Annotated in this window: 19 protein-coding genes; 7 read left to right on the top strand and 12 right to left on the bottom strand. The window is 54.4% G+C overall.

Annotated elements, in window-relative coordinates; all coding sequences use genetic code 11:
* Nucleotides 1-11 precede the first annotated feature (11 nt).
* The 4 genes from AC0JZ1_RS07930 to AC0JZ1_RS07915 all read right to left on the bottom strand — a co-directional run bounded on the left by AC0JZ1_RS07930 (nt 12) and on the right by AC0JZ1_RS07915 (nt 4,252).
* On the bottom strand, nt 12-881 hold the full coding sequence (locus AC0JZ1_RS07930) for an ABC transporter permease (RefSeq protein ID WP_471881855.1): 870 nt from the start codon (nt 879-881) through the stop codon (nt 12-14).
* Nucleotides 878-1,825 (bottom strand): ABC transporter permease, encoded by a 948-nt coding sequence (locus tag AC0JZ1_RS07925; protein WP_471881854.1) that lies wholly within the window; start codon nt 1,823-1,825, stop codon nt 878-880. Before AC0JZ1_RS07925 ends, AC0JZ1_RS07930 begins: the two co-directional genes overlap by 4 nt.
* 72 nt (nt 1,826-1,897) lie before the next feature.
* A complete protein-coding gene (locus tag AC0JZ1_RS07920) occupies nt 1,898-3,409 on the bottom strand; it encodes an ABC transporter substrate-binding protein (RefSeq protein ID WP_471881853.1) in 1,512 nt (503 codons plus the stop codon).
* 93 nt (nt 3,410-3,502) lie between these two features.
* Nucleotides 3,503-4,252 (bottom strand): FadR/GntR family transcriptional regulator, encoded by a 750-nt coding sequence (locus tag AC0JZ1_RS07915; RefSeq protein ID WP_471881852.1) that lies wholly within the window; start codon nt 4,250-4,252, stop codon nt 3,503-3,505.
* 223 nt (nt 4,253-4,475) lie between these two features.
* Here AC0JZ1_RS07915 and sthA point away from each other — a divergent pair, with 223 nt between their 5' ends.
* The gene (gene sthA / locus AC0JZ1_RS07910) at nt 4,476-5,972 is read left to right on the top strand and encodes a Si-specific NAD(P)(+) transhydrogenase (protein ID WP_471881851.1); all 1,497 of its coding nucleotides are present in this window, start codon (nt 4,476-4,478) and stop codon (nt 5,970-5,972) included.
* Between the two features lie 2 nt (nt 5,973-5,974).
* Here the strand turns inward: sthA and AC0JZ1_RS07905 are convergent, their stop codons facing one another.
* Both AC0JZ1_RS07905 and rpsD read right to left on the bottom strand, forming a co-directional pair.
* Nucleotides 5,975-6,838, bottom strand: a complete 864-nt coding sequence (locus AC0JZ1_RS07905; protein ID WP_471881850.1) for an urea carboxylase-associated family protein — start codon at nt 6,836-6,838, stop codon at nt 5,975-5,977.
* A 155-nt stretch (nt 6,839-6,993) separates the two neighbouring features.
* Nucleotides 6,994-7,611, bottom strand: coding sequence for a 30S ribosomal protein S4 (gene rpsD, locus AC0JZ1_RS07900; protein ID WP_471881849.1), 618 nt, complete (start codon nt 7,609-7,611; stop codon nt 6,994-6,996).
* A gap of 397 nt (nt 7,612-8,008) precedes the next feature.
* Here rpsD and AC0JZ1_RS07895 point away from each other — a divergent pair, with 397 nt between their 5' ends.
* Together AC0JZ1_RS07895 and pepT are read left to right on the top strand one after the other, a co-directional pair.
* Complete coding sequence (locus AC0JZ1_RS07895) at nt 8,009-8,998, top strand: TerC family protein (protein WP_471881848.1); 990 nt, start codon at nt 8,009-8,011, stop codon at nt 8,996-8,998.
* A 116-nt stretch (nt 8,999-9,114) separates the two neighbouring features.
* Nucleotides 9,115-10,359: a peptidase T gene (gene pepT / locus AC0JZ1_RS07890; RefSeq protein WP_471881847.1), complete on the top strand. Its 1,245-nt coding sequence runs from the start codon at nt 9,115-9,117 to the stop codon at nt 10,357-10,359.
* Between the two features lie 337 nt (nt 10,360-10,696).
* On the opposite strand, the gene AC0JZ1_RS07885 is transcribed toward pepT, so the two are convergent.
* Nucleotides 10,697-12,688 carry a L,D-transpeptidase family protein gene (locus AC0JZ1_RS07885; protein WP_471881846.1) on the bottom strand — a complete coding sequence of 664 codons (1,992 nt, stop codon included), beginning with the start codon at nt 12,686-12,688 and terminating at the stop codon, nt 10,697-10,699.
* A gap of 444 nt (nt 12,689-13,132) precedes the next feature.
* On the opposite strand from AC0JZ1_RS07885, the gene fumC reads away from it, so the two are divergent.
* Complete coding sequence (gene fumC / locus AC0JZ1_RS07880) at nt 13,133-14,521, top strand: class II fumarate hydratase (RefSeq protein ID WP_471881845.1); 1,389 nt, start codon at nt 13,133-13,135, stop codon at nt 14,519-14,521.
* A 265-nt stretch (nt 14,522-14,786) separates the two neighbouring features.
* On the top strand, nt 14,787-15,857 hold the full coding sequence (locus tag AC0JZ1_RS07875) for a GGDEF domain-containing protein (protein WP_471881844.1): 1,071 nt from the start codon (nt 14,787-14,789) through the stop codon (nt 15,855-15,857).
* A gap of 10 nt (nt 15,858-15,867) precedes the next feature.
* On the opposite strand, the gene AC0JZ1_RS07870 is transcribed toward AC0JZ1_RS07875, so the two are convergent.
* The 3 genes from AC0JZ1_RS07870 to AC0JZ1_RS07860 are packed head-to-tail and all read right to left on the bottom strand — an operon-like array spanning nt 15,868 to nt 18,137.
* The gene (locus tag AC0JZ1_RS07870; RefSeq protein ID WP_471881843.1) at nt 15,868-16,476 is read right to left on the bottom strand and encodes a pyridoxamine 5'-phosphate oxidase family protein; all 609 of its coding nucleotides are present in this window, start codon (nt 16,474-16,476) and stop codon (nt 15,868-15,870) included.
* Nucleotides 16,477-16,531: 55 nt separating this feature from the next.
* A complete protein-coding gene (locus AC0JZ1_RS07865; RefSeq protein ID WP_471881842.1) occupies nt 16,532-17,743 on the bottom strand; it encodes a low temperature requirement protein A in 1,212 nt (403 codons plus the stop codon).
* Nucleotides 17,744-17,750: 7 nt separating this feature from the next.
* Nucleotides 17,751-18,137: a gamma-butyrobetaine hydroxylase family protein gene (locus AC0JZ1_RS07860; protein ID WP_471881841.1), complete on the bottom strand. Its 387-nt coding sequence runs from the start codon at nt 18,135-18,137 to the stop codon at nt 17,751-17,753.
* A gap of 196 nt (nt 18,138-18,333) precedes the next feature.
* On the opposite strand from AC0JZ1_RS07860, the gene moaA reads away from it, so the two are divergent.
* Entirely contained in the window at nt 18,334-19,320 is a 987-nt protein-coding gene (gene moaA, locus AC0JZ1_RS07855; RefSeq protein ID WP_471883387.1) for a GTP 3',8-cyclase MoaA, read from the top strand.
* A 10-nt stretch (nt 19,321-19,330) separates the two neighbouring features.
* On the opposite strand, the gene AC0JZ1_RS07850 is transcribed toward moaA, so the two are convergent.
* Nucleotides 19,331-21,013, bottom strand: a complete 1,683-nt coding sequence (locus tag AC0JZ1_RS07850) for a methyl-accepting chemotaxis protein (RefSeq protein ID WP_471881840.1) — start codon at nt 21,011-21,013, stop codon at nt 19,331-19,333.
* A gap of 588 nt (nt 21,014-21,601) precedes the next feature.
* Nucleotides 21,602-24,136 (bottom strand): methyl-accepting chemotaxis protein, encoded by a 2,535-nt coding sequence (locus AC0JZ1_RS07845; RefSeq protein ID WP_471881839.1) that lies wholly within the window; start codon nt 24,134-24,136, stop codon nt 21,602-21,604.
* Between the two features lie 319 nt (nt 24,137-24,455).
* Here AC0JZ1_RS07845 and AC0JZ1_RS07840 point away from each other — a divergent pair, with 319 nt between their 5' ends.
* The gene (locus AC0JZ1_RS07840) at nt 24,456-25,361 is read left to right on the top strand and encodes a DMT family transporter (protein WP_471881838.1); all 906 of its coding nucleotides are present in this window, start codon (nt 24,456-24,458) and stop codon (nt 25,359-25,361) included.
* Nucleotides 25,362-25,363 lie beyond the last annotated feature (2 nt).

Here is a 25,363-nt window from a genome sequence, read left to right as displayed (position 1 = left end):
ACCTTTCGAAATCAGTTTTCACGCGGGTCAAGCGCATCACGCAACCCGTCGCCCAGAAGGTTGAAGCCAATAACAACCAGGAAGATCGCGATTCCTGGCCACATCGCCATCCACGGCGCCTGGCTTAGAAAGTTCTTCGCTACATTCAGCATCGAACCCCAGCTTGCCGCAGGCGGCTGCTGACCAAGACCGAGAAAGGAAAGGCTGGCTTCAGCAATAATGGCGGTAGCAACTGTCAGCGTTGCTTGTACGATGATGGGAGCCGTCACGTTTGGCAGAATGTAACGCGTCATGATCTGAACATGGCCGAGCCCGACGGAACGGGCACCTTCCACATAATCTTCCTGCTTGACCGCAAGCACCTGCCCGCGCGTCAACCGCACGAAAATCGGCATGGCGCTAAGCCCAATCGCGATCATGGCATTGGTCAGGCTTGGGCCAAGGAAGGCCGCCAAGGCAATCGCCATAATGAGGAATGGCATAGCCAGGAGTGCCTCAGTGATGCGCGAGATCACGAGATCCACCCAACCACCGAAGTAACCCGCCAGAATGCCGAATGGCACGCCAATGATGACAGCGATAGCGACAGAGAAAAAGCCAGCCATGAGGGATGCCTGAGCACCCCATATCATGCGCGAGAGAATGTCTCGCCCCAGATCATCCGTTCCCAGCCAATGAGCGGCGGAAGGCGCTTTACGAATGGCAGACCAGCTTGTGGCCAAGGGGTCTGGTATCGGCAAGATAGGAGCGGAGATAGCCAGAGCCGCAAAGAAGAGAATGATGATGAAGCCTGCCACTGAACTGCGGTTGGCCTTGAGCTTGCGCCAGGCACGGCTGCTTTCTTTCGGTTCTGGTACAGCAACAGTTTGAACAGCGCTCATAGGGTTGCCCTCAGTCTAGGGTTCAACAGAACGTACAGCACATCCGCAATCAGGTTCATGAGGATGAAACCAACCGCCGTGCACATAACCACGCCCTGCACCACCGCGTAATCGCGGTTAAAAACAGCGTCGACGATCAACTTGCCAAAGCCTGGTATGGTGAAAATCTGCTCCGTGAGAACTGCTCCAGCCAAAAGTTCACCGAACAATAGCGCACTCAGCGTAACAACCGGCAGCAGCGCATTGCGGAAGCTGTGGCTAAGAATGACCTGCCTCGGCGTCAAACCTTTGGCGCGTGCCGTACGAATGTAATCGGACGACAAAACGCTCAACATGGCTGACCGTGTATGGCGCATCAGCGTGGCCGCGAGCGCATTGCCCAGAACGAAGGCCGGCATCACCATGGTTTGCAGCGAGCGCACGGGATCGACAAAGATGGATTCGTAACCGGATGCAGGAAGCCAACCAAGATTGACGGAGACCAGCAGGATCAACATGATCCCCAGCCAGAAATTCGGAACTGAAAGACCTGACAAGGCGGCAATATTCGCCACATAATCGAGAATGCTGTTCTTCTTCACCGCTGCAAGAATGCCCATCGGCACGCCAATCAGCAGCGCGAAAATCATGGACATGACCGCAAGCTGGATAGTGACCGGCAATTTCTGCGCAATCAGTTCCAGCACCGGCTGGTTCGTTCGCAGGGAAACGCCAAGATCCCCCTGCATCACGCCGCCGATCCAGCGGACATACTGAACGGGAATCGGATCGTTCAGGTGATACTTTTCGCGCAACTGTTCCAGCACAACGGGGTCACGCTCTTCCCCTGCCATGGCAAGAATAGGGTCACCGGGCAGAAGCTTCTGCAATGAGAAAACGAATATGGAGATGATCAGCAAGGTCGGTATCGCGACCAGCAGACGCTTTCCAATATAGACGGGCATCAGCGCCATCCTCGATCAGGAAATTCGGGGAAAGTGGCGCCGCAGGCTGAACACTGCGGCGCCGGCAAGGCCTCAGCCTTCCTTTTTCAGGCCGGTGAGGCGGATCATGCCATCGGGTGACGGAACAAAGCCCGAAATGCCCTTCTTCATGCCCCAGATCCATGATTGGTGACCGATGTAGATCATCGGAACCTCGTCGTTCAGGATCACGGCTGCGGCATCATACTTCTGCTTGCGAACGCTCTCATCGGTCGATGCGCGAGCTTCATTGAGCAGCTTGTCCACTTCCGGGTTGCAGTATTTGGTGTCGTTCAGTCCGCCCTTGCAGGTAACGAACTGATGGATATTGCCATCCGGATCGACACGACCGGACCAGTCGGACCGGCTCAGCTGATAATTACCGCGTGTCTGTTCATCGAGAAGCGTCGCAAACTCTGTGGACTTGAGCGACACATCAAAGCCGGCTTCCTGAACCATAGACTGGATGATCTGCATCGTTTGCTGAACGACCGGGTTGTTCGGGATCTGGATTTCGACCGGCACACGATCAAAACCAGCCTCCTTCACCAGAGCCTTGGCCTTTTCTACATCACGGGCGGGAACCGGAATGTTCTTGTCAAACCACATGCTGCTTGGCGGGAATGGCTGATTTCCGCCAACAGCCGTGCCTTCAAACACGATCTGCATCAGCGCATCGCGATCAATGGCAAGCGAGAAAGCCTGACGCAGGCGCTTGTCCTTGCCCATCGGGTTTTCAGCGCGCGCTCCGTTTCCAACATTTACATAGATCGACATGTTGCCGATGTTGACGACAGCCTCATATTTCAGCTTCGCATCACCCTTAACAGCTGCTGCATCTGTCGGTGCCAGACGGTCGATGAGGTCCAGATCGCCGGACTGGAGATTTGCCAGACGAACGGTCGAATCCGGAATTGGAAGGTAAGTCACCTTATCGATGAAGATGTTGTCCTTGTTCCAATAGTCCGCGAACTTCTCAAGCACGATCCGGTCCTGCGGCACGCGCTCAACAAACTTGAAGGGTCCTGCGCAAACAGGCTTCGATCCGAAATTAGCGCCCAATTCCTTGGCAGCCTTTGGCGATACAATCATGCCAGCCCGGTCAGAAAGCTGCGCCAGCAAGGTTGCATCCGGCTGCTTCAGGGTGAACTTCACTTCCAGCGGACCAGCAGCTTCCACCTTCTCGACAGAAGACAGTTCGCTCTTGCGGCGCGATTCCGGCATGGTCAGGTTGCGCTCGATGGTGGCAACCACGGCGGCAGCATCGAGTGGTGTTTCATCATGAAACTTAACGCCTTCGCGCAGCTTCATGGTCAAGACCTTGCCGTTTTCCGACCAGGCCCATTCGGTTGCAAGCTGAGGAATGATCTTCAGATCAGGCGAAACATCCACCAGCTTGTCGCACATGGCGGTGTAGACAATGCGGCCCACGAAGCTGCGGGATTGAGCGGGATCGAGCACGTCGGCATCGTCCTGAAGGCCGATCTTCAGTTCGGCAGCGGCAGCAGGCAACGCCACCAATGCGCCGAACGCGAGCGCTGTTGTCATCTTAAGCAGGCGGTTCATGATCATTCTCCTCTGATCGTCGGATTCTTTAACTTCATTTGGGCCTGCTTATTCTTCAGGCTTGGGCTTTGCGGGTATCGTCCCGGCATGCCGTCAATTCGCTTGGATCTCCGAAACCTCATCGGCCTTTTCTTCAGGCATAATGTGATCGAAGGACGTTTCCCGAATAAGCCGCTCCTGCAACATCAGCAGATGCTGACGCATCGCTTCCCCAGCACGAGCTGGATCTCGGGCTTCAATTGCGTCGATAATGTCTTCGTGCTGCGCATAGGCTATGGTGATGGCGGTGCCTGAACGCGCTCTTTCGCGAACACTCTGCCAAACCTCATCTTGCCGAACGTGGTTCATCACATCAAAAATGGTCAGGAAAAGTTGATTGCGGGCGCTCTGTGCGATCTGCCGGTGAAGTGCACCATCCCAAAGTTCGCGCGCATCGGCATCTTCAGTCTCGTGGATTTTTCGTGCCAATTCCCGCATGCGAACCAATTCGCTGGGCTTGGCCCGTAAAGCTGCAAGCTGAGCTAGTTGTGGCTCTATGCGCAGCCGCACTTCCATGATCTCCATGAAGTCGGTACCCGCTACCAACTTGTCGACGCCGGTTGCAACGGTTTCTGGGCGCGGCCCGACATAAGTGCCGGAACCCTGCCTGCGCCAGACCTCACCTTCCGCCTCCAGCACCTCCAGCGCTTGGCGGATAGCGCGCCGCCCCACACCAAGTGTTTCAGAAAGCGTGCGTTCGGTTGGCAGCTTTCCATCCGCACCGAACTGCCCGTTAGCCAGCAAATTGCGAAGCTTTTCCAAAGCATAATTGGCGTTGTCCGGTGGGGAAGCGTTCTGTACCATTGGGCGAACCATTTTCGAATTGGTTCAAACTTCATTATATGAAGCTAATGTGTCAAGCCAAATTCTCGCCATATTTGGCTTTGCTCAGAAATTGTGCATGTGCTCTGTGAATTTGTGCGGAACGAAATGGCCTCTGTGAGGAATTGGTCAGAAATGGACGTTATATTCGATGTCCAGTAATGTTGCGGCGCAATAGGCGCTGCAACGAAAGACGAGGCTCATCATGTACCAATACGATCTCATCGTCATCGGAAGCGGACCCGCTGGACGTAGAGCAGCCATTCAGGCCGCGAAACTTGAAAAGCGTGTTCTTGTGGTCGAGCAAGGGCGCCGGGTCGGCGGCGTCTCGGTCCACACTGGCACCATTCCTTCCAAGACGCTTCGCGAAACCGCTTTGAACCTTACGGGCTGGCGTGAACGCGGCTTTTATGGTCGCTCCTACAAAGTCAAACAGGAGATCAGCGCCGAGGATCTTCGCCGCAGGCTTCTCATCACTCTGGACCACGAAGTCGAAGTGCTTGAGCACCAATTCTCCCGAAACCGCGTTCAACAATTGCGGGGCCGCGCAAGCTTTGTCGATCCGCATACGCTGGACATCGAAAAGAGCGACGGCGAAGTTTTACGTGTCACTTCGGCCTCTGTCTTGCTCGCTGTCGGCACGCGCCCCTATCGCCCGCCGCACATTCCCTTTGATAATGATGCCGTTCTCGATAGCGATGAGCTCTTGGAGATCAAGAAAGTGCCGCGCTCGTTGGTCGTGGTTGGCGCAGGCGTTATCGGCATCGAATATGCAACCATCTTCAGCGCGCTGGATACGCAGGTCACGGTCGTGGAACCGCGTGATTCGATGCTTGATTTCATCGACAAGGAAATCGTCGAGGATTTCACCTACCAGCTACGTGACCGAAACATGAAGCTCATTTTTGGCCAGTCTGTCGAGACCGTCGAGCGGGAGAGCGATGGCGGAAAATGCCGCGTCACGCTCAAAAGCGGACGTACGCTTCAAGCTGAAATGGTACTGTTCGCAGCAGGGCGTGTCGGCGCAACCGATACACTCAACCTCGCGGCCGCCGGATTGGAAGCAGACAATCGCGGGCGACTGAAAGTCGATCCCGAGACCTTCCAGACCTCGGTTCCCCACATCTATGCCGCAGGCGATGTCGTGGGCTTTCCAAGCCTTGCGTCTACTTCAATGGAACAGGGCCGCATCGCTGCGCGCCATGCTGTAGGTGTTCCGGCAAGCGAGCCTCCGCAGTACTTCCCCTACGGCATTTACGCGGTACCGGAAATTTCAACCTGCGGCCTCTCGGAGGAAGAAGTGCTACAGCGCGGCATTCCTTACGAGACAGGCATCGCCCATTTCCGCGAGACATCTCGCGGGCACATCATGGGCCTTGATACCGGCATGTTGAAGATGATCTTCTCGCTGAAAACCCGCCGTCTGCTGGGTGTTCATATCGTTGGCGAAGGCGCAACCGAGCTGGTGCACATCGGGCAGGCCGTTCTCAACCTGAAGGGTACGGTCGAATATTTCGTCGAGAACACCTTCAACTATCCGACACTTGCCGAAGCCTACAAGATTGCGGGCCTGGACGCCTGGAACCGGATGGGTGAAGGCCCCAAGGAAGCGCCGGTTGCCACAGCGCAATCCACCGACCAACCAGTTCCTGCCTCATCTCCCGTCACGGATGAGCGCAAGAAAAAGTCCGCTTCGAAATAAGGTCAGCCAAGGCCGTGGCTGCGATCATACCCATTCACGGCCGGAGCCTGCCAGTTCAAAGGAACACGCTTCGGCCGGAATATCTCTACAACAAGCGGGAAACATTCGGCCAGATCCGATGAGTGGACCGTGGAACAATCTCCACCGGGGCAAGCAGACATGCAGCCCAAAAGATCGATCTCTGCAAAAAACTCCAGGTAGTCATTCGGCCTGACCGGGCTCGCCTTCATGAAATACTGGCCTGTGTCTCTGGTAAAGCCAGTGCACATGAAAACATTGAGAACATCATGCACATGACGTTCGGCCTCCTCCAACTGCAAGCCGGTCTTCTTGGCCAAGGCCCGCGTCAAATTTGAGTGGCAGCAGTGATGGTATTGCCCGCCATTGCTCAGAAGGTTGTGCGTATACGGATCGCACCGCGTTCCGATTACATCGTGCACGGCACCGCCGAACTCATCGAACCCATACCAATCCAACATATCGTAAGTGATCGTGGCCATGGGGCGCAGATAAGGGAAGCTTGAAAACAGCTGATCGCCGACACCGACATGGGTGCCACATAAAGCGCGCGTCTTGCCGCTATAAAACCGTTCATTCAAGTTGTGCAGGTTAAAGAGGTTGAGGTCGCCGACCTGAGAACCTTCGGAACAAACAATCCGGCAAAAATGTCCCGCAGGCACTTCCCAGCTTGCCGCCTCTCGCGGCGGCACGGTTACCCGCTCTACCAAAGCCAAATCATTCCTGATGGCTTGATACTGCCCTAGATCCGGTCTCGGCAGGGTGGCAGTCGGATAGCAGATAACAGGCTTGATCGCCTTGCGCACATCCGCGTCATGCGGGGCCGAGGTGAATGAGATAGTCTTCATAGGCTACCCTTATCCTTGTTCGCTCAACAAATCAGAAGGCAACCACATCTATCTGCACACAACTGATTCCAGCGGAATATAAAAACAAAAAACCCGCCGAAAATCGACGGGTTCGATGCCAAGCCAGCTGAAAAACAGCCTGCTCGAAATATTGATCAACGCGAATAAAATTCGACGACCAGGTTTGGTTCCATGATAACCGCATACGGCACGTCCGAAAGCGTCGGAACGCGAACGTAGGTAGCAACCATCTTGTTGTGGTCAGCGTCGATGTAGTCAGGAACGTCACGCTCAGCGAGCTGAACAGCTTCCAGGACCGTTACCAACTGCTTGGACTTCTGGCGAACTTCGATAACGTCGCCAGCCTTGCAGCGGTAGGAACCGATGTTGACGCGAACGCCGTTAACCGTGACGTGGCCGTGGTTCACAAACTGACGTGCTGCCCAGATGGTCGGCACGAACTTTGCGCGATACACGATTGCGTCCAGACGCGATTCCAGCAGGCCGATCAGGTTTTCACCCGTGTCACCCTTGCGACGGTCGGCTTCTTCGTAGATCGAACGGAACTGCTTTTCACGCAGATCGCCGTAGTAGCCCTTCAGCTTCTGCTTGGCGCGCAGCTGCACACCGAAGTCGGAAAGCTTGCCCTTGCGGCGCTGACCGTGCTGGCCTGGGCCGTATTCGCGGCGATTAACCGGCGACTTCGGACGACCCCAGATGTTTTCGCCCATACGGCGATCAATTTTGTACTTAGACGACGCGCGCTTGCTCATCGTATTTCCTTCTAACTAAACAAAGACCCGCCTGTTGCCAGACCGGACCAGAGGAAACACGCCCTCCTAAGAGACTGCACCTTGCGGTGGCTCTGACAGGCTTCTCACGGAGCGTCCGGAGAAAACCACGGGACATGTCAAATGAAACACCGGGCGTTGCCACCCGGTGCTGCGGGGGTCTTTATTTATACGCGCAGCACTTGTCAACCTTTGGCTCGAGGTAAGCGAAGTTGACAGACCTCTACCCTGCCAAATATTTTTCTTTGCGCCCACTTGAAGCCGTAATTTGCTCTTCCCAACTTTATAGCAGCACCGGGCCCCTCTGACGCGTACTGCCGGATCGACCCGTGATGTCGGTGCTAGAGATTTAACTTGATCCGGCTTCGGATGATCCGTCATGGAATTTCTCTTCATCGACCTGATGGGTAAGCCTGTTTGGATGTGGCTTACCTTCGTAGCAGTCGTTCTCGTTCTTCTCGCGCTCGATCTTGGTGTCCTTCACAAGGATAGCCGGGAAATCGGAATCAAAGAGAGTTTTGCTCTCTCAGCATTTTATATTGCGCTTGGCTTGGCTTTCGGTGGCTGGATTTGGTTTCAAAGCGGCGAACAAGCGGGCCTTGAATATCTAACCGGCTTCGTGGTCGAAAAAAGCTTGGCGATGGATAATATCTTCGTCATAGCGATGATATTTGGCTACTTCTCCATTCCCCGCGCCTATCAGCACCGCGTACTCCTCTGGGGTATCCTCGGCGTCATTGTCCTTCGCGGCATCATGATCGCGGCTGGAGCTGCCATCGTCGAAAACTATAGCTGGGTGCTCTATCTTTTCGCGGCCTTCCTCATCATCACCGGCATCAAGATGCTGATGACTGCTGATCAGGAATATGATGTCGCCTCTAACCCTGTCCTGAAGTTCCTGCGTAAGAAACTGCCGGTCACGGAAGGTTTGCGTAACGAAAAATTCCTTGTGCGCGAAGCTGATCCGGCTACCGGCAAGCTGAAGACTTTCATCACGCCGCTGTTTCTTGCGCTTGTGATGGTTGAACTGGCCGACGTTATCTTCGCTGTCGATTCGATCCCGGCCATCTTCGCGATCACGACTGACCCTTATATCGTCTACACGTCCAACATCTTCGCAATCCTGGGTCTGCGTGCGCTTTACTTTGCCCTCTCGGCGCTGATCCATCGCTTCGCCTACCTGAAATACGCCCTGTCGGTCGTCCTGATCTTCATCGGCTCCAAAATTTTCCTGGCAGATATGCTCGGCCTCGCCAAAATCCCGCCAGTCGTATCGTTGACTATCACGATTGGCATCTTGGCAGCTGGTATCCTCGGCTCGCTTTGGGCGACACGGAATATCAAGCCAGAAACCGAAACCAAACATTGATCGGCAATAAGCTTAAATGCAAAACCGCGCCCTCACCGGCGCGGTTTTTTGTTTGCATGATCGGACGATTTCCGCACTGATGGGCGATGAGCTCCTCCAAGATTCGGATGCCTGATATGCCTGCAGCCAATGATACCGTCCTCGACCGCTTCCTCCGTTATGTCGTTATCGACACACAGTCTGATCCGCTCTCGAGCGCTCAGCCTTCCACGGAAAAGCAAAAGAATCTTGGCCGCATTCTGGAGCGCGAGTTGCAGGAATTGGGTCTGGCGGATTCTCATTTGGATGAGCACGGCAATGTCTATGCCACCATTCCCGGCAACAGCGCCAAAGATGTTCCGGTCATCTGCTTCTGCTCCCACATGGATACAGCGCCGGACTTCACTGGGACCAGTGTGAAGCCGCAGATCGTTCACCACTATCAGGGCGGCGACATTCGTCTTGTGGGAGATACGAGCCGCGTCATTCGCGTGGAAGAGCACCCGGAACTGAAAAACCAAATCGGCCACGATATCGTGACAACCGACGGCACCACGCTTTTGGGAGCCGATGACAAGGCAGGCGTGGCGGAAATTATGACGGCGGCGCAATACCTGATCGCTCACCCGGAAATCCCGCATGGACCGATCAAAATCCTGTTCACCACAGACGAAGAAATTGGCCGCGGCGCTGATAAGGTGGATCTGAAGAAGCTTGGAGCAAAATTCGCCTATACTCTGGACGGGTCCACGATCGGTGAGATTGAAAACGAAACCTTCTCTGCTGACGGTGTGACCATCAGGATTTCCGGTGTAGCCATGCATCCCGGGACATCGAAAGGCAGAATGGAAAACGCTATCAAAATCGCCGCTGATATTATTGCCAGCCTGCCGAAAGACCAGTCTCCGGAGACCACGGAGGGGCGTGAAGGCTTCATACATCCCATCTCAATTGACGGCTCCATGGAAGGCGCTTCCCTTGGTTTCATTATCCGGGATTTCGAAGAAAGCGGCCTCGCAGAGAAAGAGGAACTGCTGCATCAATTGACGAAAAATGCCTTGAGCAACTATCCGGGCTCAAGCTTCACCTTCGAAGTGAAACACCAATATCGCAATATGAAAGTGATTTTGGATCAACACCCGGAAGTCGTTGAGAATCTGGTGGAGGCAACCCGTCGAGTTGGCCTCACTCCGAAATTGGCGAGCATTCGCGGCGGAACGGATGGCTCGCGCCTTTCATTTATGGGTCTTCCCTGCCCCAATATTTTCACGGGTGGGCACGCCTATCACTCGCCACTGGAATGGGTCAGTGTTCAAGATATGGAAACGGCTGTTAGAACGATCGTAGAACTCACCCGCGTTTGGGAGGAGCGAGCAATCTAGAGCCCTCTCCCCGAGTCGAAATATAAAAATACTCTAATCAATGAGACTTTGTCTTATAATATACCGGCAATTTAACTAGCTGCCTTCGTACAGAAGAGGCCATACGTCTCATCGGTTGCCGGAGCAGCACCAGCTTGATCGCATATCCTGACAAGCCAAGGATCTTCCGGATGGCTAATTCAGCCATCCGCACCACAGCCGAACAAAATCCAAATTTGGCACCGCCTCGCATTCGCGCAAACTTACGCCAAAAAACAACGCATCGCTTGAAATCATTCCAATAAAAAAGCCGGCCTCGAAGGAGACCGGCTTTTTCGTAGTCAATTCACGCGCCAGATCAGATGGCTCGCGCCTTGCTCGTGGCATCAAATGCTTTTTCCACCGCTGCATCACGGCTGTAGACATCGTCGAAATATTCGATCTGGTTGTCCTTGTTCGGCCATGCGGTGAAATACGCCACATAGACCGGGATCTTCTGCGGCACCTGAATTGCCTGGTTCTTGCCCTGTGCAATCTTGGAGGCTAGCTCCTGCTCGGAGATTCCAAGAACGGCGGCGGCCATCTTGCGCGGCTCAGCAAGACGAACACAGCCATGGCTGAGTGCACGCATGTCCCGCTGGAAGAAACTCTTCTGCGGCGTATCATGCATATAGATAGCATGAGCGTTCGGGAACAGAATCTTCAACTCGCCAAGGGCGTTGTCGCTTGAAGGAGGCTGACGAACCGAAATGGCCTGCGTTGAACCGTACCAGTCAACAGCCGTGGATGACATGGCGCGACCTGACACTTCCACCTGATAGCCCATGCGATCCAGGTAGCTAGGGTCGCGCCGAAGTTTCGGCAGCATCTCGTTGACGATAATCGATTGCGGAACGCCCCAGTAGGGGTTCAATTCAACGGTCTGGATTTCATCCGAGAAGAAGAAGGTCTGATGGCTTGGAGAGCCAACGACGACACGCATGGAAAACTGCTCCTGCCCGTGGTCGTGGTAGTAGACACGGAAGGCAGGTTGGTTGATCATGACATATCGACTGCCAAGATCATTCGGTAGCCACTTGGACTGCTCCATGGCAACTTCCAGCTTCTCAATCTTGTCCTGGCTGGTGTGGCCTGTCATCGCCCGCAGCGTTGCGGGACCGATGACGCCATCCGCTTTCAGGCCTGCCTGCTTCTGGAAGCCCTTAACCACCTCAACCAGTTCCGGAGAGTAATCCGGCGTGTTTTGGTAGGATGCGAAAGCAGCGGAGTGCTCGTTCTTGAAGGCCTCTGAGCTGCGATGCTGTATGGCGGCAATAACCTGTGACAGTTCCGCATTGCTTTCACCCGGCTTCAACACCAGCTTTTCTGGAACCTGAGGCGCCTGGGAAATGGTGGAACTTTCAGCCCTCAGTCGAGCAAGCTCGGCCTTCAAAGCTTGGTACTGTGGGCTTGTCGGCTCAAAAGCCGCCAAGGCCACGCCAGCATCCGCAGCAGACTGGAGCGATGGCAGCACGGACGAAAGGTTCACATCGCGGCGCTTCAGATCGTGATATTCGGAAATCCGGTTCGGATCGATGCGGCCCCGAGCGAGGTCCTGCGCAAACATAACCGCCTTCGCAGATAGCGCTACCTCGAACTGCATCAGATCTTTCAGATGCTGATCGGGTGCCGACACCACAGGCGAAGCCGGTGTTTCTACTGCAGGCGTCGCAGCAACAGGTGCCTCTGCCGAAACTGGAGTTACGGTTGCACTATCGGCAGGTGTCGCGTTTGCGTCTTGTGCAGGTGCGTCCGGCTGCTGAACAGATGGCTCATTGCTAACGCTGGAGGTTGTCAACGCCGGTACCGTCAGCCGGTAATCTGCCGGGTTCAGACCGTACTGGTCTGCCTTTTCCAGAATGGCAAGAACAGCATGTGCACGCGCACTCACATCTTCGTTCTCGACCCAGAGTGAAGCAGTGTTTTTGGCATAATAGGCTTCGACGGCTGCGGCTACATCCGAAGCGGCGTTTACCTTCGCTTGAGCAATGAAGCGCGTAGCATCGGTCGCTGATGCGGCCGCAAAGCCTTGCGTCTTGATCTGCCTCATGGCGTCGACACGATAGGTCAGGTATTTCGGTGCGGAAACCTTTGGCAAAGGCTCAGGATCGCTGAGGTCAATGGCGCGCTGGCTGATGGCGGGTGCCGATGCCCTGCTCTGACCTTCAACCTGTTCCTGTACGCTTTCACGCTTGCCGCGCAACATGTCCATCAGCGTCAGGGCATTGGCGTTACCTGTGCCAATAGATGTAAATGCGACACCTGCAAGCAGGGCAATCGCGAGCGAATTCTTGTAAGATGCGTGCGGCAATGTCGTCCCCGTCACGTTGTGTGGGCCTTGAATCAGTGGGCCTCGTGAGCCTTAGCGCCTGTCTAACGGATAGCGCGCATTGTGAAAAGTAAACGAAAGACACACCGACGATATCTTTTGAGAGGCCGACGGCGCGTTATCGTTTCCGCAAGATTAATAAACCATTCGTTAAATTTTTACTGACGCGTGAACTCAAGCACAGGAACGTGATTGAAATCGATCCACTTAGCTCTAATCCTTGGTCCTCGTGCCAATTTGAGAAGCCCTCATAGCGCACTCGCCTCCCGGCACTGATACTAATCGATTTTGCCTTATGCTTCACCGCCCCAGACGCTTGAAGTCCAGTCGCAAACGTATAGTAATGCGCGCGCCAAACTGCTGATGGCAGCTAAAGATATGCTGCCCCGCATTCTTATTCATACCCTGTGAAACAGAGGCATATAAATGACCAAGCGCACCGAAACAGATACTTTTGGCCCCATCGAGGTCGCCAGCGACCGTTACTGGGGCGCACAGGCTCAGCGTTCGCTCGGCAACTTCAAAATCGGTTGGGAAAAGCAGCCGTTGTCCGTCGTTCGCGCCCTTGGGATTGTCAAGCAGGCCGCAGCACGCGCCAACATGTCTCTCGGCGTTCTCGATGCCAAAATCGGTGAAACCATCATTGCCGCTGCACAGGAAGTGATTGACGGGAAGCTGAACGAGCATTTTCCGCTCGTCGTCTGGCAAACCGGCTCCGGCACGCAGTCCAACATGAATGCGAATGAGGTTATTTCCAACCGTGCGATTGAAATGCTCGGCGGAGAGATGGGCTCCAAGAAACCTGTCCATCCGAATGACCACGTGAACATGAGCCAGTCGTCCAACGACACATACCCGACGGCCATGCACATCGCTTGCGCAGAACAGATCGTGCACCACCTGCTCCCCAGCCTGAAGCATCTTCATGCGGCGCTGGATGCAAAGTCGAAAGCATTCGCGCACATCATCAAGATTGGCCGCACCCATACGCAGGATGCAACGCCGCTGACACTTGGCCAGGAATTCGGCGGCTATACAGCTCAGGTGGCTTCCGCCATCAAACGGCTTGAAGTTACCTTGCCAGGACTTTACGAATTGGCTCAAGGCGGCACAGCCGTCGGCACGGGCCTCAATGCCCCTGTCGGCTTCGCTGAGAAGGTTGCTGAAGAGATTGCGAAAATCACCGGCCTGCCCTTCATCACCGCTCCGAACAAGTTTGAAGCGCTAGCTGCTCACGATGCCATGGTGTTTGCACACGGCGCGATCAACGCGGCGGCGGCGGCCCTGTTCAAGATCGCCAACGACATCCGTTTCCTTGGCTCTGGCCCGCGCGCAGGTCTTGGCGAACTGTCACTGCCGGAAAACGAGCCGGGCTCATCGATCATGCCGGGCAAGGTGAACCCCACGCAGTCCGAAGCTATGACTCAGGTTTGTGCGCACATCTTCGGCAACCATGCAGCCATTACCTTCGCAGGCAGCCAAGGTCATTTCGAGTTGAACGTTTACAACCCGATGATGGCTTACAACTTCCTGCAATCGGTGCAGCTTCTTAGCGATGCCGCCGTATCATTTACTGATAATTGCGTCGTCGGCATCGAAGCTCGCGAAGATAACATCAAGCGCGGCGTCGAGAACTCGCTGATGCTTGTAACAGCGCTTAACAGTCGCCTAGGCTATGATGCTTGTGCCAAGATCGCAAAGACAGCGCACAAGAACGGCACTACACTTCGTGAAGAAGCGGTAGGTGGCGGATATCTGACAAATGAAGAATTCGATCAATATGTCAGACCAGAAAACATGATTGGACCGAAGTAATTTAAGGATGGCCTGTGGCGTAACCACAGGCCATTTTTTCTGTGCACTAGGTTCAAAATTTATCGCAACGGTTGCGTTGCCTCTTCAATATAATAATGAGTCAGGTAAAGATTAGTCTCACGTCGAAGAACTAGCAAAGGACCTGGCTAACCGACTTTATTTATTAGCTTTAAAGTATCTTCATCTGCAACAACCCTATACATTAACGCTTACTAACGATTCGCGCGTGACCATGACCGCAGCCCTGAAAGACCGGAGCAGAGCAATGACGACCGCCATTGCGCCAAAGACGCAGCCCACTGACGTGGCTGGGCAGATATTGCAGGCTATGCGGGTTATGAATGTTTCCCCGATTCCGCGAAACTACCATTTGTTCTATGAGGCCTATATCGGTACGAACCCGGCACTGACGCGTGAACTTGCGTCGCTGGGCAGTCGCCCACCCCAGGAGGAGCTGGACGAGCTTGCTGCCAAGCACATTGGCAGCGGCGGAGTTGCAGCTGTTGAGAAAGCACATACAAAGCTTGCAGAAGAACTGGACACGCTCCTGAAGCTGCTGCGCCATGAGCAGGCTTCGCTGGAAAACTACAACCGCCTTCTTGGCGAAGCTGCAACGAACATTGGCGCGAAGACCAATTTCTCCGCAGACCTTCTGCGAAGTGCAATCGACCTCTTGGCAAAAGCAACGGGCGATACAATTGCGCAAGGAGAAAAGACGGTTGAGGGCGTCGTTCAGCGTACGCAGGAAGTCGATCTGGTTCGCCGGGAACTGGATGAATACAAACGGATTGCCAATACCGATTCGCTAACGCGGCTCTCAAATCGTCGAGCTTTCGATGAGAAGTTGGCAACGCTTTATGACGATAGCATGCAGCTTCCGGTCACGGCACTTGTCCTTGCCGACATCGATAACTTCAAAAGGTTCAATGACACGTTCGGCCATCCAGTTGGTGACAAAATCCTGACATCCGTGGCCGCTGTGTTGCGCTCCAATGTGCACAAAGATGTTTTCGTGGCACGCACGGGCGGGGAAGAATTTGCGCTGATCATTCAGGGCAATACGGCAGAAGAAGTCATGGCTACCTGCGAGCGTTTGCGCAAGACACTCGAAACTCGTCCATTCCGTAATTCTCGCACAGGCGTAGATTACGGGCCCATTACCATTTCGCTCGGTTTTGCCATGGCATCGCAAGCAGATGACGGCGGCGATCTATACATAAAGTCAGACACGGCTCTCTATTGCGCGAAGGACGCTGGCCGCAATCGCTCGGTTGTTTATCAGGACGGAATGCGCAAGGAATACAGCGGCAAAGGCTGGTTGATCTACAAAAAGTAGAAGCGAGCAATTACCACATGCTAGCCTTGGCACGCTCCGGCCATTCTTGATCATACCGGGGCTGGTCAAAATCCTCTTTGGCAGCTTTCAACATCTGGCCTGGCGTAGGCAGCTGGGAAGCATTCAGAAAGTGGTCAGGGTTCCATAGGTCTGAGCGCATGATGGCCCTCGCGCATTGGAAGTACACTTCCACAATTGTGACGACGGTAACGCTTCGCGGATGACGGCCATCCATCTCGAAGCTTTCCAGCAACTCCGCCTCAACGGAAACAACGGCACGTCCATTGATGCGCATGACGGTGCTGGAGCCCGGAATAAGAAACATTAGAGATACGCGCGGATCGCGAACGATGTTGATGAGGGAATCGACACGATTATTCCCTCTCCAGTCGGGTAGAAGAACGGTCGTGTCGTCTTGAACACGTACAACCCCACCCATATCGCCTCTGGGTGAACAGTCTAGCCCCTCCGGCCCAATAGTGCTGAGCGCAACGAAGGGGGAAGCCTCAATCATCTGCCGATACTCTGGCGTCAGCTGCCTCGTGACTTTCACAAGAGAAGCTTCGCTGGGGTCTTTGTAAATCTCGCGCAACTGCTCGACAGACTGGATGATGGACATGCACATTTTCTCCTACCGCCTCCTATGGTTAGAGGATCGGCAGTAAGCCTGCAAGTCACTCTCCCTCTAGCTCTCCGACCTCATCCGAAGCGTGGGCAAAACGCGCCAGACGCCGATATTCCCAAATGGCTACAAGCAGCAAAACGATCATGGCCCAAAAGGCAGACCATAACGTCGCCCAGGTTCCAGTCACGGCCGCCACACATAACAAAGCGACAATTCCAAGCAGGTGCGAATGCGGAAGGTGATCGGTAGTAACCCACTTCACCCATAAATTGCCCGCGAGAAAAATGATCGGCCCGCCGAGCACAACAAAGGTTCGCGCCAAACTTCCGCTCTCATCGGGATGGGCAAGAAGATGTTCTGCCGCCACAGCGCAGAGGATGACCCCGGCTACCACAGGTATGTGAGCGTAGGTGAAAACGTGTAGCGCCACCTCACCCGGCTCTGCCGACTCCTCAATTTCTTTCGATGCTTTTTCGTGGCCAAAATGAAAATAGATCCACCACATCAGCCCGGTTGACAGAAACGATCCGGCAAGAATGGCGATGATGACAGGCGAAATGTCCTGCTCGGAGAAACTGCGCCCTGTCGCCAGGATCGACTCACCCAAGCAAATCATCACAAACAGTCCGCATCGCTCGGCCATGTGCTCGCCGGAAACATCCCAATCCTCCGCACGCGAGCGGCCAAGGCCCGGCACGAGAAACCGCAATTCAGGCGCAAAAAACTCGATGAGCAAAGCAGCATACCACAGGTAGATGCGCAAATCAGGCTCAACCAGAGCACCGCCTATCCAGAGGGTTGCCGACACGGCAAACCAGACGGAAACTCTTTTGAAATTAAGAGACACATTCGGAAGCACGTCTCGAAATGCGAAGATTGCGAATATAGATCGCCCCAGCTGCATGGCCACATAGGTAGCGGCAAACATTAGGCCGCGGTCTTCAAACGCTTTGGGTATCGCGGAAGACATCAAGAGGCCGAGGAACATAAGAGAAAAAAGCAGCGCTCTCACCGGCATCCGCTCGGGGTCAAGGCGGTTGGTTACCCAGGCGGTATGAATCCACACCCACCAAAGCGCGAGCGCGAAAACGCCACCTTCCGCCAGACCCTTCGTTGTGAAATCCTCCGCAACGAAATGAGAAAGCTGAATGAGCGCAAAAACAAAAACCAGATCAAAAAAGAGTTCGGGGAAGCCAACCGCCTTTTCGCGATTGTCAGCATCCTTTACCAGATGATCAGCATCCTTACTTTCCGCGCCCATAAAGCTCCTAGTGCGATATTCCCGGCGTATCGCGGTTCATTCCCTTGGCCGCCAATTCCGCCTCGTAGGCGGAGAACAACTCGCTGCCAGTTTCACCCAATTCACGAAGATAACGCCAAGTGTAGATGCCGCTGTCATGACCGTCGTCAAAGGCGATCCGCACCGCATAATTTCCAGCAGGCACAACATTACGGATTGCGACCAATCGCTTACCCGGCACGGTTACCTTTTGCCCCGGACCATGCCCTTGCACCTCTGCCGACGGTGAAAGCACGCGCAGCATTTCAGCCGGAAGCGTAAAACTTGCTCCGTCATCGAAGGAAACTTTGAAGTTGCGCTTGTCCTCAGACACCCGTAACTCTGTCGGCCAGGCCTTGTCGTAGGCTTCACTCATTTGCTGCAATCCGCTCGGTTTGAAACATGGCGCACCGCAGACATTCTGCAAGTGCTCATGCGTTTATACTGCCCCCTAGTATCGGCTTGACGCTTGCCCCATCAAGCCCCATCTTTCGGCGTCAGGAGGACGTGTCTTGAACAGTCTTGTCAATCCCAACGCTATCCACACGCCATTGCGCGGCGACACCAAGCCCATGATCGATCCGTTCGGGCGATCGGTTACCTATCTTCGGGTTTCGGTCACTGACCGGTGCGATTTCCGCTGCACTTACTGCATGGCGGAAAACATGACCTTTTTGCCGAAAAAGGACCTGCTCACGCTGGAAGAGCTTGATCGGCTGTGCACGGCTTTCATTGGTAAGGGAGTGCGCAAGCTTCGCCTTACAGGTGGCGAGCCTTTGGTGCGCAAGAATATCATGTTTCTGATCCGCGCTCTGGGGCGGCACATTCAATCCGGTGCACTTGAAGAGCTGACACTGACGACGAATGGTTCGCAACTGGTTCGCTTCGCAGACGAACTTTATGACCATGGGGTTCGTCGCATTAACGTGTCACTGGACACACTCGACCCGGACAAATTCAAGGCCATAACCCGTTGGGGCGATTTCGACCGCGTGATGCAGGGTATCGATGCAGCACAGCGCGCTGGAATTAAGGTCAAGCTCAATGCTGTGGCTCTGAAAGGTTTCAACGATCAGGAAATTCCCACCATGCTGCGCTTTGCGCATGAGCGGGGAATGGATCTAACGGTCATCGAAACCATGCCCATGGGCGAAATCGATGAAGACCGCACCGACCAATATATGCCGCTATCTGAACTGCGCGCGCAACTGGCCGAACAGTTTACGATGACAGACATTCCGTTCCGCACAGGTGGTCCTGCCCGCTATGTCGATGTGAAGGAAACGGGCGGTCGCCTGGGTTTCATCACTCCGATGACGCATAATTTCTGCGAAAGCTGCAATCGTGTTCGTCTCACCTGCACAGGCACGCTTTACATGTGCCTCGGCCAGAACGATGCGGCTGACCTGCGCACAGCACTGAGAGCGTCTCAGGATGAAGCGTTCCTGTCCTCAGCTATAGATGAAGCTATTCGACGCAAGCCAAAGGGTCATGACTTCATCATTGACCGCAACAATCGTCCAGCGGTTGCCCGCCACATGAGTGTGACCGGCGGCTGAGCTTGATCCATCAAGATGCGAGGCGCAGTGCCTCAGGCGCCCTTGTTCGGCTTACCTTGAAGCGCGCTATGAGGTCGTAAAGAGCCTGAGATTCGGATGCAAGAGATTGTGCGGCAGCGTTGGCCTCTTCCACTGTGGCTGCATTACGCTGAGTAGCCTGGTCCAGCATGTTAATCGCCGTGCTGATCTCGGTGATCCCTGTTGCCTGCTCGCGTGATGACTGTGAGATGGCCGCCACGTTCAGATCAACATCCTGTACCTGCTGAACAATCTGCTGAAGTGCCAAGCCTGTCTTGTTGACAAGGGACACGCCGTGACCGACGGCCGTACCAGAGGCCGAAATAAGACCTTTGATATCTTTGGCTGCATTCGCTGATCGCTGTGCCAGTTCACGCACTTCTTGCGCAACAACCGCAAATCCCTTGCCCGCCTCACCGGCGCGCGCAGCTTCCACGCCCGCATTCAGCGCTAGCAGGTTCGTCTGAAATGCAATTTCGTCAATTACGCCGATAATTTTTGAGATCTCTTTGGACGAATCTTCGATCTTCGCCATCGCCGTCGTCGCATCCTGAACGATATGGCCAGATACCTCTGCACCATTGCGCGTTTCCGCAACCAATCGCTTCGCTTCAACAGCCCGACTGGAAGAGTCACTGACAGTATTCGTCAACTCGCTTAGCGCCGCCGCAGTTTCTTCAAGAGAGGCTGCCTGTTTTTCCGCGCTGCGCGCAATATCGTGGGAAACGGAGTTGATAACCTTGGCATTGCTGCTCAATGCCTCCGCCGATTGCTGGATGCCCGAAATCGTCTCATCCATTGCCCTTAGCGCGAGATTAAGGTCCAATCGGATTTGATCCAACGCGGGATCGAGACGCTCGGAGAGGTCTACAGTTAAATCGCCCGTCGCCAGCCTGCCAATCGCAATTCCGATTTTTTCTACGGAACTCATGCGAGAGGTAATATCTGTGGCGACTTTGATGACCTTGTAAACCTTGCCCTCATTATTGAAGACCGGCGTGTAGGCAGCCTGAATCCATACCTTGCGCCCACCCTTACCGAAGCGAACGAATTTATCCACGATGAATTCGCCACCCTGCAAGCGCTGCCAGAACTGCTCATAGTCGAGGCTTCTCACATAGGCCTCATCACAAAACATTTTGTGATGCTGACCTACGATCTCATTCAGTCCATAGTTCATGGTCTTGAGGAAGTTCTCGTTGGCCTTGAGCACCTTGCCGGTTCGATCAAATTCAATGATGGCCTGACTTTGATCGATTGCAATGAGGCGGTGCTCATCCTCAATTGCAGCTACTTTGACGGCGGTGATGTCGCTCGCGATCTTAACGACCCGAACAACTTTTCCGTTCTGCAGTATTGGATTGTACGAAGCCTCGATCCAGATGTCCGATCCGTCCTTTTTCCGACGGCGAAACTGCCCGCGCTGGAATTTGCCTGCCGCGAGATCCTGCCAGAATTTGCCATATTCGGCTGCCCCGGTGATTTGCTCATCGCAAAAGATGCGATGATGCTTTCCAGCTATCTCTTTTACCTTGTACTGGAGGGCCGCACAAAAGTTTTCATTGGCGTGGATAATTGTTCCATCAGGTTCGAACCAAATCATAGCTTGAGAGCGCGACAACGCTGCCATCTCATCTGCCAATCGTGATGCATTGAAAAGGTCGCGTATTGCCATCAGTCAAAATCCTTGCGGGAACATGTACAAAATTTACAACCAGATTCGTTTATCAAATGCTAATTTGATACACTGACTTTACGCGACAAGAATTAGTAGCAATTCGAGAGACGGGCGTTGAATTCTTCAACTGATGTTCAGCGGCAAGTCCGATCCTGCATCCATTGCACTCTATGCTGCCGACTGCCGGAAATAGAGGAGCTACAAAAGCCGGCGGATCACCCGTGCCAGCACTGCATTATGGATGTGGGTTGCAGCGCATATGATTTGCGGCCGAAAACCTGCCGTGACTTCCAATGTGATTGGATATGCGATGCAACGCTTGATGACGCATTCAATCCCCTCACATCTCATATGATGCTCTACTCGCAAGGCAAGCAGAAAACGGTCTTGGTAGACCCTGCCTACGCTGAGATATGGTTGCGGAAGCCCTATCGCGAGCTACTCGAAGCGATAGCGCAAACCTGTGAGGCGGAGGGCGGCTACCTCATCTTGTTCTGCGGCGATCAAGTCCAGCGTATCAGGCCAACTTTATGCGAAAGGCCGTCGGATGAGCCGACGGCCTGAGCGCAAACACAGCCGAACAGTTCAAGCCGCCCAGGTTCTGTTTTTAGAACCCGCGACCTCATCGCCCGTTTTGAAGTGCTCAATCTTTTCCGCCAATGCCAACACGCGGCCACGCAAGCCGTGAATCTCCGCATTGTTCTCCTCTACCATCGCAGCATTACGCTGCGTGATATGCTCCACTTCACCAAGCGCCTGACTGACTTCATTGATGCCGACCGACTGCTCGTTCGTTGCAGATGAAATATCTGCAACAAGTTTCTGCACGGTGCCAACATGCGCAATGATCTGCGTTAACGCGGCACCGGTCTGCTCTACCAGATGAACACCGTTGCTAACCTGATGCGAACTTGCGGAAATAAGGCCTTTGATTTCCTTGGCCGCATTGGCGCAGCGCTGTGCAAGCTCCCGGACTTCCTGGGCAACGACTGCAAATCCACGACCCGCTTCACCTGCCCTCGCCGCCTCAACTCCTGCATTCAATGCAAGCAAGTTCGTCTGAAATGCAATTTCGTCGATCACACCGATTATCGTGCTTATCTTCTCGGATGATCGGCTAATTTCACCCATGGCCGAGATAGCATCCGTCACCACCTGACCCGACTCAACTGCAAAGGCTTCCGTCTGGTTGACGGATTGTGACGTGCGTTGTGCACTGCCAGCCGTGGAGCGAACCAGTTCCGTCAAATGGCGAAGCGCCCGGGTTGATTGTTCCAGTGCTGCGGCCTGCTGTTCCGTACGGCGAGCCAGATCGTCAGCCGACGCTGCAAGATTGCCGGTGCCGCTGTTGATATCATCCGCAACAGTGCGAACATCGCCCAGTGTAACGCGAAGCGTTCGGACGGCGCTGTTATAAGTGCGCGCCATTTCCACGAAATCAACGGGCAGGTTTTCGGACATCTCCACTTCGAGGTTTCCGGCAGCCAGCTGGTTCAGCACGTCCGAGAGGGCGGCAAGAGCAAGGCGCTGCTCGTTGGAGACACGCGTGCGCTCTTCGGCCCGGCGCTCTGCTTCAGCGTTGGAAGCATCGCGCGCAGCAGAAGCTTCCTGCTCAAGGCGGATGTTTTCAAGCGCTGCATCACGGAACACAGTGACTGAGCGAACCATGTCGCCAATTTCGTCAGCGCGTTCCCGGCCTTCGATGCGAACTTCCAGATCGCCATTGGCAAGCCGCGTCATGATTTCCGTAACCCGGCGCAGAGGACCGCGCAGGGTTTCCACCAGCATCAACGCACCGATAATGGCCAGTACGGTGCCTATAACCGTGGCAGCGATAGAGAGATTGGCCGAGCGTTCACTATCTTGCTTACCGGCTTCTTGAGCCTGTGCGACGAAGTTCTTCAGTCCAGCCATGCCATTGGCCAGCGTCTTCTCAGCATCGGCACGAGCGACGGTCCACTGGCCTGCCAGTTCCAAAAGGCTCTTTGAGTCTTTTCCGAGCTTATCGAGAATTGGCAACAGCTGAGGGGCAAAATCCTTCATTGCGGGATTCTTCTGGCCGAGCTTGGAGATCTGCTCACTGGCTGCCGTCAGGGCACGAACATCGGCCAACAACTCCTCGCGGGCGCTGTCGGTCAGCGCAACCCGCAGACGTTCGGAATGCAATTGCAACATGTCGTTCAGGCGGAATGCTTCCGTTAGCTGACCCACCAGTGCGCGGTTTGTCTGCAGGTCATCTTCCAACAACGCGAAGCGGTCAGCAGCAGTGTTCGTATTCTGCCCGACTGTTACAAGGTAGGTGTCGCGCAACTTCTGCAAAGCAGCAACAGCGTCGCGTATCGCATTCGCCTTGTCGGTCGCTGGCAGATCGCCTTTGATCAATTGGTCGATGCTGGCCATCTTGGCCTTTAGCTCATCGAGTTGCCGCATGACTTTCGAACTGGAACGCGCTTCCAGCTTCGGCAGATCCTTCTGTAGAACACCAAGATAGGTGCCAGCCGCACGGGGTAGAATAGAATCTTCCGGTGCGTTTTTGACAGCATCCGCAAGACTATCGATGCGCGCTGCAATCGTCTTCAGTACGTAGGCGTCGAACAAGGCAACCTTGGCAAACTTCTCCTTGCTCTCGCCCTCCTTGCGCACCGTTTCGAACTGTGAGCTGACAGAACCGGCGAGAGTGCGAACGTCATCAACACCGCTTTCCATGGATTGCTCAAGGCGTGTCATCTTGCGCTCAAGATCCCACAAACCTTCCGAAGCGGTCTTCAAAGCAGGTGCAGTGGCGACAACAACATCCAGCCGCTGCCTGTCTTCTGGTGTCACGACCAACGCTTCAAGCGTCTTTACGCCTTTATCCTGGGTGGAAATCGACTCGTTCAAAGTCTTCAGCGTATCGCTTGTGGGCTTTGCCAAGAAGCCAAGCAACGATGCCTGGAGCTTTTCAAAGTCGCCAATGTTTTCAATGGTCGCACGGGTAACTGTCATATGGCCGTTCAGCATGCGCGCGGTGTAAAACCCGGCAAGGCCCACGCCAGCAATGAGCAGAATAAGCGGAACGACGAAGAGCAAAACCTTCGTGACAATTTTCCGGCTTTGCAGCAAACGATCCAGGAACGACATTGCACCTCCCCGTGCATTTCGGGCAAGCCGCTCATCGGCCTCAAATCTTTCGCCGCCTCATGCGGGCTCTATTGCGACACCCTGGCAGATTAGAGCTTGCGCATTCGTTAATTTCATCGGTTTACCCCCCAGAATGTAACAGATGTACGCAGCAATTACCTACCAATGGCGGTACCCAGGGCTACAAGCTCGCAATCGTGGCACTTACGCGCACGCTTTCGATGAGCAATGAGGTATAAGGAACAAGCATGAGATGAGTCGGCTGGTAAAAGCGCCGCCCATGCCATAGGTAATAGCTTACATAGCTTGAGGAATTGCAATGCCCCTATCAGCCAACTCGCGCGGTGCGCTGATGATGACGATCGCGATGGGGGCTTTTACCACCAATGATGCACTGGTTAAATCGGTCACTCATGAACTGGGTCTAGGGCAGATTATCTTTCTGCGAGGACTGATCACCGCCATTTTGCTCATTCTTATGGCCCAATCTTACGGCGCCCTCTCCAACTGGCGAGTGATGCTGTCTGGCTCTGTTATTTTTCGTGCGCTTTTCGAGATCGGCGCCACGCTCACCTACATCTCCGCCTTAACCTATATTGAGCTGTCCGTTGCAGCTACCATTCTGCTGTCTCTGCCTTTGGCAGTTACACTGGGTGCGAGCCTGTTTTTTAAGGAACCGGTTGGATGGCGGCGCTGGGCCGCTATCATGGTCGGGTTTGTCGGTGTCGTTATCATTCTCAAGCCAAGCCCGGAAGCCTTCGTTCCTGCTTCGCTGTTTGCGGTCGTCACGGTATTTTTCACCGCAAGCCGCGATCTCATGACGCGGAAGATCGATAAATCCGTACCGACACTGCTGATCTCACTGTCTTCGGCCATCATCAACACGATATTCGGGGCCGCACTCATCGTTCCCATGGGCGGCTGGGCGGAGGTTAGCGGCAGCACGCTTCTAACTCTCAGCATCGCGGCAATCTTCATCGTGACAGGCTATCTGTCCATCATCATTGCCATGCGATCCGGCGAGATTTCCTTCATTGCACCCTTCCGCTACACTAGCCTTATATTTTCATTGAGCCTTGGATTCTATTTCTTCAACGAACGGCCGGATGGCTACATGTCGATCGGCGCTAGCCTCATTGTTGCATCTGGGCTCTATGCCTTTTATCGCGAGAAGAAGCGGGCAAGATTCGTGGCGGCGGCTACCAGCAATCCGACGCCGAACTGAGG

It is taken from the genome of Affinirhizobium capsici (genome assembly GCF_977018625.1).
This window is presented reverse-complemented; position numbering and strand designations above follow the sequence as displayed.

What these genes read in the sequence shown, in the direction of transcription:
- AC0JZ1_RS07920 (WP_471881853.1), bottom strand. Translation starts at nt 3,409, where the DNA reads ATGAACCGCCTGCTTAAGATGACAACAGCGCTCGCGTTCGGCGCATTG.
- AC0JZ1_RS07850 (WP_471881840.1), bottom strand. Translation starts at nt 21,013, where the DNA reads ATGGCAATACGCGACCTTTTCAATGCATCACGATTGGCAGATGAGATG.
- moaA (WP_471883387.1), top strand. Translation starts at nt 18,334, where the DNA reads ATGATCGATCCGTTCGGGCGATCGGTTACCTATCTTCGGGTTTCGGTC.
- AC0JZ1_RS07870 (WP_471881843.1), bottom strand. Translation starts at nt 16,476, where the DNA reads ATGTCCATCATCCAGTCTGTCGAGCAGTTGCGCGAGATTTACAAAGAC.
- AC0JZ1_RS07895 (WP_471881848.1), top strand. Translation starts at nt 8,009, where the DNA reads ATGGAATTTCTCTTCATCGACCTGATGGGTAAGCCTGTTTGGATGTGG.
- AC0JZ1_RS07915 (WP_471881852.1), bottom strand. Translation starts at nt 4,252, where the DNA reads ATGGTACAGAACGCTTCCCCACCGGACAACGCCAATTATGCTTTGGAA.
- AC0JZ1_RS07865 (WP_471881842.1), bottom strand. Translation starts at nt 17,743, where the DNA reads ATGGGCGCGGAAAGTAAGGATGCTGATCATCTGGTAAAGGATGCTGAC.
- AC0JZ1_RS07930 (WP_471881855.1), bottom strand. Translation starts at nt 881, where the DNA reads ATGAGCGCTGTTCAAACTGTTGCTGTACCAGAACCGAAAGAAAGCAGC.
- AC0JZ1_RS07905 (WP_471881850.1), bottom strand. Translation starts at nt 6,838, where the DNA reads ATGAAGACTATCTCATTCACCTCGGCCCCGCATGACGCGGATGTGCGC.
- rpsD (WP_471881849.1), bottom strand. Translation starts at nt 7,611, where the DNA reads ATGAGCAAGCGCGCGTCGTCTAAGTACAAAATTGATCGCCGTATGGGC.
- fumC (WP_471881845.1), top strand. Translation starts at nt 13,133, where the DNA reads ATGACCAAGCGCACCGAAACAGATACTTTTGGCCCCATCGAGGTCGCC.
- AC0JZ1_RS07840 (WP_471881838.1), top strand. Translation starts at nt 24,456, where the DNA reads ATGCCCCTATCAGCCAACTCGCGCGGTGCGCTGATGATGACGATCGCG.
- AC0JZ1_RS07845 (WP_471881839.1), bottom strand. Translation starts at nt 24,136, where the DNA reads ATGTCGTTCCTGGATCGTTTGCTGCAAAGCCGGAAAATTGTCACGAAG.
- AC0JZ1_RS07925 (WP_471881854.1), bottom strand. Translation starts at nt 1,825, where the DNA reads ATGCCCGTCTATATTGGAAAGCGTCTGCTGGTCGCGATACCGACCTTG.
- pepT (WP_471881847.1), top strand. Translation starts at nt 9,115, where the DNA reads ATGCCTGCAGCCAATGATACCGTCCTCGACCGCTTCCTCCGTTATGTC.
- AC0JZ1_RS07875 (WP_471881844.1), top strand. Translation starts at nt 14,787, where the DNA reads ATGACGACCGCCATTGCGCCAAAGACGCAGCCCACTGACGTGGCTGGG.
- AC0JZ1_RS07860 (WP_471881841.1), bottom strand. Translation starts at nt 18,137, where the DNA reads ATGAGTGAAGCCTACGACAAGGCCTGGCCGACAGAGTTACGGGTGTCT.
- sthA (WP_471881851.1), top strand. Translation starts at nt 4,476, where the DNA reads ATGTACCAATACGATCTCATCGTCATCGGAAGCGGACCCGCTGGACGT.